Source organism: Anaerococcus sp., assembly GCF_022770135.1.
In the GTDB taxonomy this organism is placed as follows: domain Bacteria; phylum Bacillota; class Clostridia; order Tissierellales; family Peptoniphilaceae; genus Anaerococcus.
Map to the genome: position 1 here is coordinate 1 of NZ_JALEIL010000089.1, position 12668 is coordinate 12668.

At 41.0% G+C, this 12668-nt stretch carries 12 protein-coding genes; all 12 read right to left on the reverse strand.

Going from position 1 to position 12668, the window contains the following annotated elements; all coding sequences use genetic code 11:
* Positions 1 to 372 precede the first annotated feature (372 nt).
* Positions 373 to 1497: a DUF4097 family beta strand repeat-containing protein gene (locus MRZ08_RS04080; protein WP_297379550.1), complete on the reverse strand. Its 1125-nt coding sequence runs from the start codon at positions 1495 to 1497 to the stop codon at positions 373 to 375.
* Positions 1484 to 1870, reverse strand: a complete 387-nt coding sequence (locus tag MRZ08_RS04085) for a hypothetical protein (RefSeq protein WP_297379553.1) — start codon at positions 1868 to 1870, stop codon at positions 1484 to 1486. The genes MRZ08_RS04080 and MRZ08_RS04085 overlap by 14 nt, the downstream gene beginning before the upstream one ends.
* Positions 1867 to 2607 (reverse strand): tRNA pseudouridine(38-40) synthase TruA, encoded by a 741-nt coding sequence (truA, locus tag MRZ08_RS04090; RefSeq protein WP_297379556.1) that lies wholly within the window; start codon positions 2605 to 2607, stop codon positions 1867 to 1869. Before truA ends, MRZ08_RS04085 begins: the two co-directional genes overlap by 4 nt.
* Positions 2604 to 3398: an energy-coupling factor transporter transmembrane component T gene (locus MRZ08_RS04095; protein ID WP_297379559.1), complete on the reverse strand. Its 795-nt coding sequence runs from the start codon at positions 3396 to 3398 to the stop codon at positions 2604 to 2606. The genes truA and MRZ08_RS04095 overlap by 4 nt, the downstream gene beginning before the upstream one ends.
* Positions 3385 to 4248 (reverse strand): energy-coupling factor transporter ATPase, encoded by an 864-nt coding sequence (locus MRZ08_RS04100; protein WP_297379562.1) that lies wholly within the window; start codon positions 4246 to 4248, stop codon positions 3385 to 3387. Before MRZ08_RS04100 ends, MRZ08_RS04095 begins: the two co-directional genes overlap by 14 nt.
* Complete coding sequence (locus MRZ08_RS04105) at positions 4245 to 5066, reverse strand: energy-coupling factor transporter ATPase (RefSeq protein ID WP_297379565.1); 822 nt, start codon at positions 5064 to 5066, stop codon at positions 4245 to 4247. The genes MRZ08_RS04100 and MRZ08_RS04105 overlap by 4 nt, the downstream gene beginning before the upstream one ends.
* Before the next feature lie 8 nt (positions 5067 to 5074).
* Positions 5075 to 6412 carry a L,D-transpeptidase family protein gene (locus MRZ08_RS04110; protein ID WP_297379578.1) on the reverse strand — a complete coding sequence of 446 codons (1338 nt, stop codon included), beginning with the start codon at positions 6410 to 6412 and terminating at the stop codon, positions 5075 to 5077.
* A gap of 81 nt (positions 6413 to 6493) precedes the next feature.
* The gene (locus MRZ08_RS04115; RefSeq protein WP_297379566.1) at positions 6494 to 7621 is read right to left on the reverse strand and encodes a class I SAM-dependent RNA methyltransferase; all 1128 of its coding nucleotides are present in this window, start codon (positions 7619 to 7621) and stop codon (positions 6494 to 6496) included.
* 314 nt (positions 7622 to 7935) lie between these two features.
* Positions 7936 to 8556, reverse strand: a complete 621-nt coding sequence (gene xdhC, locus MRZ08_RS04120) for a xanthine dehydrogenase subunit XdhC (protein ID WP_297379568.1) — start codon at positions 8554 to 8556, stop codon at positions 7936 to 7938.
* Positions 8546 to 9433: a xanthine dehydrogenase FAD-binding subunit XdhB gene (gene xdhB, locus MRZ08_RS04125; protein ID WP_297379571.1), complete on the reverse strand. Its 888-nt coding sequence runs from the start codon at positions 9431 to 9433 to the stop codon at positions 8546 to 8548. The genes xdhC and xdhB overlap by 11 nt, the downstream gene beginning before the upstream one ends.
* A 10-nt stretch (positions 9434 to 9443) precedes the next feature.
* Complete coding sequence (gene xdhA, locus MRZ08_RS04130; RefSeq protein WP_297379574.1) at positions 9444 to 11738, reverse strand: xanthine dehydrogenase subunit XdhA; 2295 nt, start codon at positions 11736 to 11738, stop codon at positions 9444 to 9446.
* Positions 11739 to 11857: 119 nt separating this feature from the next.
* On the reverse strand, positions 11858 to 12668 hold an 811-nt coding region (locus MRZ08_RS04135; RefSeq protein WP_297379576.1), incomplete at its 5' end, for a solute carrier family 23 protein.

Genomic DNA, 12668 nt, shown 5'->3' on the forward strand with positions numbered 1-12668 from the left:
GGATAAGGGATAGGAGAAGGTCGGGATAAGGGGATGACCAGATAATTGATAGGTGGAGGAAATGTCGGGATTCCCACATCACCCTTATATCGAGCGGAGCGTAGCGGAGTCGAGATATCTCGTGTGGGATTTCTCAACTTCGGTCTATATTCCATTCCCACCATAACGGTCGTAGCCTAAATATCTCAAGAGATCCCTCCGCTTCGGTCGGGATAAGGGTTGAAAACGATCGGGATAAAGGAGGATTCCTATTAGGATAAGGAAACGGTAGCTAGCAGTGTCTTTCGCCTTTTTTATAATGAACTAGCTAATAAAGTTCCACAGATCTAATCTCGGCCATATTTCTGTAAAAAAAATAATTAAGCCCTAAGCCTAATTATTTTCTTCTTCTGTATCTCCACCCTCGTAGTCCGAGCTTTCATCTTCTTGTGTACTTTCAGTATCTTCTGTATCGGAATCACTTGTTTCTTCTTTTTCCGAATCTTCTTCAGAATCTTTTTCAGTATCTTTTTTCTTTTCTTCTTCCTCTTCATTCGAAGATTTGCTCTTGTTGGTGATGTATTCTTCCTTGTCTACGCTTGCTCCCTCACCACGGTTAAAGATTATATCTCCTATTTTTGTTCTCATGGAAATCTTGTATTTGCCGTCGTTTTCGCTGGAGTAGCCGTCTTTGATATTTCTGTAGGATATGTTTCCTAGGACGAAGTTTCCTACTGATAGCTTGGCGTTTACATTGTAGTTATCGATTGTTTTATTTGCTTCTACAATTATATCCCCTGTTTGAGTGATGAAGTCTAGTCTATTTCCAAGGGTAGAATCTACTATGTTGATGTTGCCTGTTGTAGTTTCAAGCTTGGTATTGTTAATCTCAGCCTTGTTTAGGTTGATTGAACCAGAGCCATTTGAGATTGCTCCCTGGAAGTAGGCGTTATCTACACTCACATTTCCGCTATCAAGTCTTAAGTCGAAGTTTTTTACTTCAAGGTCTGTGATTTTGACATCACCTGCAGTGATTTTTCCCTTGATCTCATCTAGACCTCCTTCCATTGGCAGGAAGATTCTAACTATTGGAATTTTATCCTTCATGTAAAGTTCCTTGCCGACAACCTTGTTCTTAAGCTTAAGCTCTCCTTCGTTGAAGCTTACTTCCATATCGTAGGAGTTTTCCTCTCCCCTGTAGAGGACAGTGTATTCGACATAAGGGTTGGTGTTTGATCTTTGAATTCTCACATCACATGTGCCTAGGTCAAAGTTTATGGTCTTAATCTTGTTTAAATCCACACGCATAATCCTAGATTGGTTGTAGGAATTGTCGTCGATTTCTGTAGTAGTAGCTAGCTTGTTTGAGATGGGATTTCTCCTACTTGTTCCAAAATATATGGCAAGGGCAAGGACTATCACTAGTCCAACTATAGCTATAATTTTCTTTTTAGTAAATCCCAGAATATTTTGTCTTTTTTTGTCAGTTTTTTTCGTATTTTTTCTATTCTTTCCCATTATTAGCTCCGATAATGTTCTGTTTAATAATCAGTCCTGTTGTAAATATTAATATAAGTCCTACGAAGTATATCTCATTTGCTCCCAAGAAGGGTTTAAGGAATGCGAGAAATATATCGTCGAGCTTGTCTCCTCTTATATATTGTATCATAAAGGCCAGACTAATTACATTATAAATCGCAAGTAGTAAGTAGAATATGTGTTTGGACACAAATAAGCCTTCCTTATTGATGAAGATTGAATCCAGATATACAAACAGGATTGTAACTATAAGATAGTAAATACCCATCCCTTCTCTTAGGTAATATCCACATCCTATAAGGAAAGCGAAAAGACTTATGGCCTTTATTTCATTTAAAGTTTTCTCTTTCAAAATTCTACCCTCCACAAGTATAGGCCCTGGGCTCCCAAGGCAGGATTGGCTCTTTTATTATTATCCTTATCAAAAAACTTCCTGTAATCATCAAGGCTAAGCCTTCCTCGGCTAAGCTCTATAAGAGAGCCTACCATAATCCTTACCTGGTTATGAAGGAAGGATTCTCCCTTAAAATAAATAGCAAGGTCATCTCCTTCTTCCTCGAAGTAGGCCTCGTCGATCTTCCTTACTGTATTTATCTTAAGATTTTTATCCTCTCTCATAAATAGCCTAAAGTCATGTTCGCCCTCAAGGATCTTAAGACCTTCTTCCAAACTCTTAAGGTCTAGGGGGTAGGATATTTCTTCCTTGTAGTTCCTGTAGACCGGATGCATGAGCCTTCCCCTGTAGATCACATACTTATAAAGCTTAGACTTGCATGAAAATCTCGCATGAAAGTCTAGGTCAACTTCCCTAGAAGAAAGAGCCAAGATATCATCAGGAAGATGGGGCTGGATATGAAAGCTAAAGGCCTTAGGATTGATATCAGACGCTGTAAGGAAGTTTACAAAGTGGCTTCTGGCGTGGACTCCACTATCAGTCCTTCCGCAAGATACAAGCCTATTATCCTCTCCCGTTACCTTCCTTATGGCATTTCTTAACTCTTCTTCTACACTTCTTTCGTCCTTTTGGTATTGAAAGCCTGCGAAGTCTGTCCCATCGTAGGCTGTTTCTAGAAGTACATTTCTAATCATAGGAAGTGAAGGACGATTACTATTGTGCAGAATATGGTAAATAGGGAAATGACTAGCCAATCAACCCTTCCCATATTGATCTCGTTAAGCTTAGTCCTATCGTGTCCTATCCTATACATCCTCGCTTCCATTGCCGTGGCGAGGTCATCGCTTCTTTTGAAGGAGTTAATAAATAGTGGGACTAGAAGAGGGATCATGCTTACGGCTCTGTTAATAATATTACCAGATTCAAAGTCCGCTCCCCTTGCCATTTGGGCCATCCTTATCTTTTGCGCCTCATCAAAGAGGGTTGGGATAAAGCGAAGGGATATGGAAATCATCATAGCAAGCTCCCCTGCAGGGAAACCGAATTTCTTAAGCGGTGAGAAGAGCTTTTCTAGTCCATAGGTTAGCTCCATCGGACTTGTGGTGTAGGTTAAAACAGAGGTCGATAGGATTATTAGGATTAGTCTTAGGACTGTAAAGCCTGTCCTGTAGATTCCCTCAGCTGTTATTGTGACAGGTCCAAGTTCAAAAACTGCCCTACCTGGTGTTGTGATTAGGTTGATAAGTCCTGTAATGATTATGATGAAAATCACGGGCTTTAGGGACTTAAGGACGCTCTTTATTGGAATCTTTGCGACAGCTAGCATGGCTATTAATAAAATCACAAAGGGAATGTAGCCGTAGAAGCTATCTACAAAAAATATTGTTATTATATACAAAAATACTCCCACGATCTTTACCCTAGGGTCGAGCCTGTGGATAAAAGTATCGAAAGGAAGGTATTGTCCTATGCTAATGTTTGCCATCTTTTCCTCCTAGAACCCTCTTAAGCTCAGAAATGGCTTCGTCTACCGTGTAGATATCATCTCTTACTGCTGGATTCTTCTCCTTGTAGGCTCTCATAAACTTAGTAATTTGTGGCACGTCTAGGCCAATGCTACTTAGTTCTGCTTGAGTGAAGGTGTCATAAGTAGACTTATCTGAGTAGACTTCCCCCTTGTTCATCACAATTACCCTATCTACATACTCTGCCACATCTTCCATGGAATGGCTTACTAATACTATAGAAAGCTCTGGGTCGGCCTCGTAGAGGGAGATGATTTCTTCAAATATCTCATCGCGACCAACTGGATCAAGGCCTGCTGTAAGTTCGTCTAAGACGAGGACCTTGGGATTCATGGAAAGAATTCCCGCAACGGCAACCCTTCTTTGTTGACCTCCAGAAAGCTCAAAGGGAGACTTATCCTTGTAGGTCTCATAGTCGAGTCCTACTTTTGCCATAGCTCCTCTTACACGCTTATCGATTTCTTCTTCACTTAGGCCCATGTTCTTGGGACCAAAGGCAATATCCTTGGCTATGGTCTCTTCGAAGAGTTGGTTTTCCGGATATTGGAAAACTAGACCTACCTTAAATCTCGCATCTTTTCTTTTTTTCTTATCTTTTGAGTTGATCCCATCTATGATGCAATCTCCATTAGTAGGAATGAGTAGGCCGTTTAGAAGTTGGACCAGGGTAGACTTACCAGAGCCCGTTTGGCCAATAAGACCTACGATTTCGTGAGAGTTGATCTCTAGATTGATATCCTTAAGGGCGTAGACTTCTGAAGGAAGGCCAGCATTGTAGATGTAATCAACATTTTTTAGTTCAATTTTCATATAAGTTCTAAAAACTCCTCGATATTTAGGGGAAGCTCATCCATCTCGATTCCTGAATTTCTAAGGGCGAAGGCGACTTCCGTTACCTGGGGAACAGCAAGGCCTAGCTCTTTCATCTGATCTACCTTGGAGAAGACTTCTCTGGCAGTGCCTTCTAGGGCCTTCTTGCCGCTATCTAGAACTACGATCTTATCTGCAAGGACTGCTTCTTCCATATAGTGGGTGATGTAGATTATTGTCTTGCCATAGTTTTTGTTGAGGTCTTTGACAAGCTTTATTACATCCTTTCTTCCCTTGGGGTCGAGCATGGCTGTTGGCTCGTCAAAGATTATATAGTCTGATAGCATGGCGATAACTCCTGCTATGGATACTCTTTGCTTCTGCCCTCCAGAAAGATTGGATGGATTTCTCCTCTTATAGTCTGTCATTCCCACAAGATCAATTGCCGAATCAACTCTTTCTCTAAGCTCTGGGTTAGGAACGGCTAGGTTTTCAGGACCGAAGGCCACCTCTTCTTCTACAGTTGTGGCTACCATTTGATTGTCAGGATTTTGGAATACCATGGAGCATTTCTCTCTGATATCCCATATCCTATCCTCGTCCTTGCTATTTAAATCATCCACCCAAATATCTCCTGATGTTGGAAATATCTGGGCATTTAAGAGCTTACCCAGGGTAGACTTACCAGATCCGTTGTGGCCAAGGATGGCTATGAAGTCTCCCTTATTAATTTCTATAGACACATTATCGAGTGCCTTTTTCTCTTCTTCGTCCTCTCCTGTCGGATAGACGTAGGTTAAGTTTTCTATCTTTATCATTTCTCTTCCTAGTAGGCCATAGCAGGTGAGTTGTTTGTGCTTGACTCATATACTATGACTGGTGTGTGGATTTCTGCATTTTCAAATATCACTTGGGCTACATGAGGTGGAAGGTTCAAACAACCGTGGCTTCCGTTTGAGAAGTATATTCCTCCACCAAAGGCTCCTCCCCTCCATGGGGCATCATGGAAGCCTTCGCCGTCCCAGCCTATTGGCATCCAATAATCAACTGGTGTCTTGTAGGCCTCTCCTGTAAAGTCGATTCCTTCAAGCTTAGCATTAGGCACTTTGGATAGGATTGATCCAACTCCGACATTAGTCTCCCATCCTGGTGATGTAAGTCCTGTTACAAGTGGGCTTTCTATTACAAGCTCGCCATTTTTGTAAAACCAGAGGTATTGGCGGGAGATGTCTACTTCTATATAGGTATTTCCAATATCTGTCCCGTCGGCTGTTCTTTCATAGCCGTATCTTTCATAAACAGGCTCAACTTCTCCGCTTTTTCTCTCATTGAAAAGCTTAAGAACTTCGTCGGCTGTTGCCGCTTGGTCAAGCAAGTAACCATAGACACCAGGATTTACTGTAATCTCGCCAACTCCTGTCGCATTAAACTTTCTTTCAGTTCCGTAAGTGTCAGTCTTATCAGCAACTTCTCCCATAAAGGCAAGAAGCTTATCATAATCAAGCTCGAAGACCTTGCCCTTTTGGACTAGCATATCTACAAGCTCATCTCCCTTAAGGCCTATATCAAAGCCGTTAAAATTAAACTTGATATTCATAGCTTCGATTTTTTTAGCATCTTCCTTAAGTTCGTTAAGCTCCTTAGAGTCTGAAAGGACTTCTGGATTTTGATAGTCTTCATCAGTAAGCTCAATATCACCATGGTCAGAATTAATTGCCTTAACTATTTGATCTTTAACCTTGGCGTAGTCGAGTTTGTTACCCATTACCGCATCTTTTACGTCAAATGAACCATCATGAAAGACAAGACTTGCATCTTCTGGCTCTGTTACATTAGTAAAAAGTGGAGATTCCTTTAAAAGTTCATCTAGCTTTGCCTCATCATACTTTATATTATAATCAAATTCTAAATCATCCTTCTTGCCATTTACAAGATAGATTGGCCAAGCAAAAGGATTTTGATCGATGGATGCATTTTGTGGAATCTTCGCATCGTAGGCGATATCCTTAGAATTTAGGACGAAATTCCTATCATCTCTTCCCTTAACTTCTAAAGTAAAATCATCTCCAACAGCTTCTAGGGCGGACTCTCTTGAAGCAAATGAAACACTCTTTCCATTTATATAGGTATTTGGTAGGGTTATAAAAGAAAATATAACAGTCACTATCAAATAAATACCTATTATTCCTAGTACGACAAGAGGCCAGGTCTTGTTGTTTTTCTTATTGTCTGTAATAATATCCTCCTAATTCTTTGGCCTTGGGCCAAAATACTGGTAGTAATCTACCTTCTCACCACCGTTGTAGAGCTTTCTCTTCTTGGAAAGCTTCCTTCTAAAGTTTCTATCAAATTTCTCATCAGCTGTTACAAAATACAAGGACCAGGTATCAAGCTTCATAAACTTATTATTTATCTTCTTATAAATATCTCCCAAATCCGTATCTGATAACCTCAGACCGTAGGGAGGATTGGCTATCAATACACCGTAGTCGTCCCTTGATACGGCAACAGAACCTGCATCTCTTTTGACAAAGGCTATGTCTTCCTCAACACCAGCATTTATGGCGTTGTTCTTGGCAAGGCTTATGGCCCTACCAGATATATCAGAGCCTAGGATATGAAGCTTAGTAGAATAATCGATCCTCCCCAAGGCTTCTTTCTTTTCATTCTCGTAGATACTAGAATCCATAAAGACGAAATGCTTAAAGTCGAAGTCCCTATCAATACCTGGGGCGATGTTACGAGCCTTCCTCGCTGCCTCTATTAGGATTGTCCCAGATCCGCAGAAGGGATCAAGGAGGAACCTATCAGGATTATAGAAGGAAAGATCTACTAGGGCTGCTGCAAGATTTTCCCTAAGGGGAGCCTTGACAGAATCTTCCCTATAGCCTCTCTTGTGAAGGCCTTCGCCTGAAGTGTCTATTGTAACTGTGGCAATATTTCTATTGACCATAACCTCAATTCCTATCCTCTCCCCTGATTTAGGGAAGGTCGAAAGCTTAAATTTTCTCCTCAAAGAATCGATAATTGCCTTTTCTGTGATAGACTGGATCGACCTTAAGGCAAAAAGCTTAGACTTATAGGTCCTGGCGTTTACTATAAAGTTACTTTCCTTCCTTAGATAATCAGTCCAGCTGATTTTCTTGATATTTTCAAAAAGCTCATCAAAAGAAGTCGCCTTAAACTCATCTACGACGAGATAGACCCTATCGGCACATCTAAGATTAATATTTAGTTTTCCTATGTCAGAAATCTCGCCTGAAAGAGTAATCATCCCGTCGCTTACAGAAAAATCCTCAAAGCCTAAGTCGATAAGTTCCCTCTTGACTAAAGCCTCCAAGCCAAAACTTGTTGTAATTATAATTTTTTCCATGGTATTATTATAACAGATTTTATCTATTTTTCATCTTTATTATAATCTTTTATAGAAAATATAAATTCTATTATTGTTTTGGCTAAAGAGGGATTTGAAGGGACTAGATTGAAATTGAAATTTCCTTTATTTATAAAATTATTAAGCTAGGAATACAAAAATAACAGTTTGATATATTATTTTATATCTTCGTAAGAGATGTCTCGACTGACGCTCGAGTGAATGTTTATACTTCCCTGCTAAATTCTCCTAAATTTTCCCCAAAAAAAGGCGGTGGTAGAATTTAATCTACTTCATCGCCTAAGTTCTTGTATTTAGTCCTTGATCATAGGGTCGTGGCCTGTATTGTCTGGGTCAACTGCAAGGTCTGTCTCGTAGTCTTCTGCCCTTCCCTTGATTTCTATTTCTATGGCTTCTTCCACAGCTCTTAGGATGTTTTCGTAGCCTGTACACCTGCACATATTTCCTGCAAGGAGTCTTCTTAGCTCAGATCTGTCGTATCTTTTACCTCTTGCTACGATTTCTGTCGCTGTTACTATAAAGCCTGGTGTGCAGAAGCCGCATTGGACTGCCGCTTGGTCGATAAAGGCTTGTTGAATGATTGAAATCGAACCGTCATCTGCTACCAGTCCTTCTGTGGTCCAGATATCTTTTCCTTCTGCCCAGATTGCAAGATAAAGACAAGAGTCCACACTTTCTCCGTCTATTAGGACAGAACAAGCCCCACATTCTCCAACTTCACAGCCCTTTTTTACAGAAGTAAGGCCGAAGTCATTTCTTAAAAAGTCTGTTAAGCTTGCCCTTACGTCGACCATTTTTTCTACAGGGATTCCATTAATAGTGCATTTTACCCTCTTGTAGTTAGGCTTTTGATAGCTTAGTTTGACTCTCTTGGGAGCAAATGGACCGTATTCTCTAGAGTGTTTAGTCTTCATCGTCTTCTCCTTTGTATTCTTCTAGGCTTTCCTCTAGGTTTCTCCTACATATTTCGTAAAGGACTTGGGTACGGAGGGCCTTGCTCGCTCTCCAAGAGTCTCTTGGGGAAAGTTCTTCTAGGGCAAGTTTGGCAAAGGCTGTGATGTTTTCATCATCAAGTTTCTTCCCAACAAATTCTTCCTCAGCCTTATAGACTCTTACAGGAACTGTCGATGCTACCCCGTAGCAGGCCTTGATTTTCTCGATTTTCCCATCATCGCCGACTTTTACCATAGTCGCACAAGAACTTGTCGCTATGTCCATGGCGTTTCTCATGGCGTATTTGAAGTATTTACCAGAATAGCCCTCGTAGTTTTCCTTCTTTATAGTAAAGCTTTTGACAAATTCATTTGGCTTTAGGTCAACTTGGCCCAGACCTATATAAAAGTCTGTAATTGGCATTGTCCTTTCGCCATCTGCACTTACAATATTAACCAAGGCGTCTAGGCAAAATAACATTGGAGCGGAGTCGGCTGAAGGAGCGGCGTTACATACATTGCCCCCGATTGTCGCAGCATTTCTAAGCTGAGGTCCTCCTGCTGTAAGGACGGCCTTTCCGAGTTGATTTATATTTTCTTTTATGATTGGATGATCTGCTATGTGAGTGAAGGTAGCCATTGCTCCGATTTCTATGGAACCTTCATCATCTATTGATATTTGACTTAAGTCGTCTATGAGGTGTATTGATAGGAGTTTTGGTGATTCAATTGATCCCTCTCTTAGCTTTACTAGAACATCTGTCCCACCTGCTATGATTTTAAGTTCAGGATCTTCTTTTAATAAGCTCACAGCTTCACCTATGGAGTAAGCTTCTTTTATTTCTTTGATATCGTACATTTATCCCTCCTTATAAATCATTGTCTATGAGTCCATTTTCCTTAAATAATGGGAAAAGGACGTGTGGGGTCATAGGAATCTTGTTTACTGAAATACCAGTTGCGTTTAGGACTGCATTTCTTATAGCTGGAGCTGGAGAGCATGTTGGTGGCTCACCCAAGGACTTAGTGTGGTAAGGAGAAGTTGGTTCAGGGTTTTCTATAAAGTAAACTTCAAACTCTGGAGTATCTGCAATTGTTCCTAGCTTGTAATCTAGGAGGTTGTTGTTTAGGATTCTTCCCTTATCATTGTATTTCATCTCTTCTGTTAGGGCGAAGCCAACTGCCATGCTCATTCCTCCGTGGGCCTGGGCCTCGGCAAGTTGTGGATTGATGATATTTCCGGCATCGTGAACATTTATAAGCTTGACCACTTCAACCTTGGCAAGGTCTATGTCGACTTTGACTTCGGCAAAGCTTGCTCCAAAGGAGAAGGCATTGGTCCTAACTGTGTGGGTTGTCTCTGCTGTGATGTGTTGGTTTTCTGTCTTTAGGGTGTAGAGGGACTCTGTGGCGAGTTCTTCCATAGTAAGAAGCTTTCTTCCGTCAGTTTTCCTAACTATAGTTGAATCTACTATATCGAGATTGTTTGGAGTAATTCTCGTCTGTAGATAGGCTTGGTCTAGGATTTTTTCCTTAAGTTCCTTGGCAGTCTTGGTGATAGAAAAACTTGCCATGTAGGTTTGACGAGAAGCGTAAGCTCCAAGGCCGAATGGAGATACGTCCGTATCTTGGGTTGATATGATATGGATATCTTCTATCCTCATACCAAGTGAATCTGCTGCCATTTGAGTAAAGGCAGTATCTGCTCCCTGACCGATTTCTGTCTCAGGTAGTTGGATTTGAACAGACCCATCCTCATTTACTATCATCCTACAAGATGAAGACTCTAGAGATATTGGAAATACTCCAGTGTTGTACCAATAGACAGCACAACCTATTCCGTATCTGATATTTCCTGTTTGGTTTTTGTATTTTTCCTTCTTAGCGTAGTAATCAATGGCTTCTGCTCCCTTTTCTAGGCAGTCTCTGAAAGAATCGTAATAGTTTTCATTGTGAGAGAAAGGATCTACATAGCCTTTTGGCATGACATTTCTAAGCTTAAGCTCTAGTGGATCCATGCCTAAGGCCTTTGCCACATCGTCGTGGTGGGCTTCATAGGCAAACATGGCTTGAGGGATACCGTAACCTCTCATGGCTCCTCCTGCTGGAAGGTTGGTATAGATTGAGTAGGCATCTCCCTTGATATTCTCACAAGGATAGAGTTGGTGGAAACAATTTAGTCCCTTGGCTGCTATAGAGTGGCCGTGGGATGCGTAGGCTCCTCCATTAGAGTAGGTCTCTACCCTTCTTGCTACATAATCGCCGTTTTTTCTGACATAGCTTTCTATGTGAATTTTCATGGCGTGTCTTGTTCTAGTTGAAACGAAGGTCTCTTCCCTACTTGGGAGAAGCTTAACAGGATGACCTCCAACTTGGGTTGTTAGGAAGGCACAAAGTGGCTCGTACAAGGCATCTTGTTTGTTGCCGAATCCTCCCCCTATGTATGGTTTGATAACTCGAATCTTTCCCCAACCAAGTCCTAGGGCCTGGCCTACTACTCTTCTTATGATGTGAGGGATTTGGGTTGAGGCAACTACTACGATCTTACCTGACTTTTCATAGGCATATACGTCCGGGTTTTCTAGGTGGGCATGGGAAATTATAGGTGTTTCATAATCTCCAACCACCTTGATTAGTCCTTCTTCCTTGATGGCCTCTTCGAAGTTACCCCTGTTATTTGTAGTATGTTTTAGGATATTGTCAGGGCTTTCCTCATGGATTGGAACCTTGACGTCCTTGATTGAATCTAGGGCATCGAAATTTGCAGGATACTCCTCATACTCGACTACGATTTTCTTTAGAGCTTGTTTACAAGCTACTTCGTCACGGGCGATAACTACAGCGACATCGTCTCCGTAATATCTTACGTGCTCATTAAGAAGGAGCCTGTCGGCAACGTCTTGGTGGTCCTTTTCGGTAGACCAAGGGTGGCCTGCTGTTGGGAATTGAATCTTTGGCACGTCAAAACAAGTTACTATCTTGACAACGCCAGGAACCTTCATGGCCTCTGTGGTATCTATATGTAAAACCTTGCCGTGTGCTATGGTTGAATGGTAGATTTTCGCAGTGTATGCGTCTTTTGGAACGAGGTCTTCGGTAAACTTAGCCCTACCTGTGACCTTGTCAAAAGCATCTACTCTCTTGATTTTTTTGCCTACGTACATATTCTTTCCTTTCTATAAACTTACGACTATTTACCAATAATATATCATATTTTAAGATAAATTAATAGTTTGGGACACAAAAATACTCCCAAATCAGTTAAGACCTGGGAGTAGATAAATTAATTTTCTTTTTGCTTTTCTTCCTTATCTTTTGGAAGAACAAGACTCATTATTATAGCTATGACAAATACATTAGCTACAGGGTTTGATGAGAAAACATCTCTAAAGAGAGTTGGAAGTTGTTGGTAGATTTCTGGAATTTGGGTAAAACCAATACCAATACTCAAGGATAGGGCTGCTATGGTAGTATTTCTTTGGCTGAAGCCGCAATCAGCGATCATTCCAATACCACTTACCACGAGTGAACCAAACATCATTATGGAACATCCTCCCAGAACTGGTTCTGGAAGAGTTGCAAATAAGGCACCGATCTTAGGGAAAAGGCCCGCAAGAATCACGGTAAGAGCCCCAACCATTATAGTAAATCTGTTGACTACCTTAGTCATTGCTACAAGACCAACGTTTTGGCTAAAAGATGTGATTGGAGTACATCCGAAAAGACCAGAAACCGCACTTAGGAAACCATCGCAGGCCAGGGATCCTTGAATTTCTCTTTCAGTAATATCACGACCCAAACCACCAGCACAAACTGCAGTAGTATCTCCAATAGTTTCTGCCGCAGATACCAAAAATACAACAACCATGGCTATAATCGCACTTAGGTTAAATTGCGGTTTGAAAGGCATAAACTTAGGCATAGAAAACACGCTTGCCTCGGCAATTGGCGAAAAATCAACCATGCCCATAAAGACAGCTATTATGTAACCAACTATAAGACCAAAGAGAACAGAAAGTTGTTTCCAAAAGCCCTTAGCCAAAGAATTAAAGGATAAACAAGAAATTAAAGTAATAGTTCCAAGAAGAAGATTT

Bases quoted from the DNA above. Each gene is read 5' to 3' on its own strand.
- MRZ08_RS04080 (WP_297379550.1), bottom strand. From the start codon at position 1,497: ATGGGAAAGAATAGAAAAAATACGAAAAAAACTGACAAAAAAAGACAA.
- truA (WP_297379556.1), bottom strand. From the start codon at position 2,607: ATGATTAGAAATGTACTTCTAGAAACAGCCTACGATGGGACAGACTTC.
- MRZ08_RS04095 (WP_297379559.1), bottom strand. From the start codon at position 3,398: ATGGCAAACATTAGCATAGGACAATACCTTCCTTTCGATACTTTTATC.
- MRZ08_RS04100 (WP_297379562.1), bottom strand. From the start codon at position 4,248: ATGAAAATTGAACTAAAAAATGTTGATTACATCTACAATGCTGGCCTT.
- MRZ08_RS04105 (WP_297379565.1), bottom strand. From the start codon at position 5,066: ATGATAAAGATAGAAAACTTAACCTACGTCTATCCGACAGGAGAGGAC.
- MRZ08_RS04115 (WP_297379566.1), bottom strand. From the start codon at position 7,621: ATGGAAAAAATTATAATTACAACAAGTTTTGGCTTGGAGGCTTTAGTC.
- xdhC (WP_297379568.1), bottom strand. From the start codon at position 8,556: ATGAAGACTAAACACTCTAGAGAATACGGTCCATTTGCTCCCAAGAGA.
- xdhB (WP_297379571.1), bottom strand. From the start codon at position 9,433: ATGTACGATATCAAAGAAATAAAAGAAGCTTACTCCATAGGTGAAGCT.
- xdhA (WP_297379574.1), bottom strand. From the start codon at position 11,738: ATGTACGTAGGCAAAAAAATCAAGAGAGTAGATGCTTTTGACAAGGTC.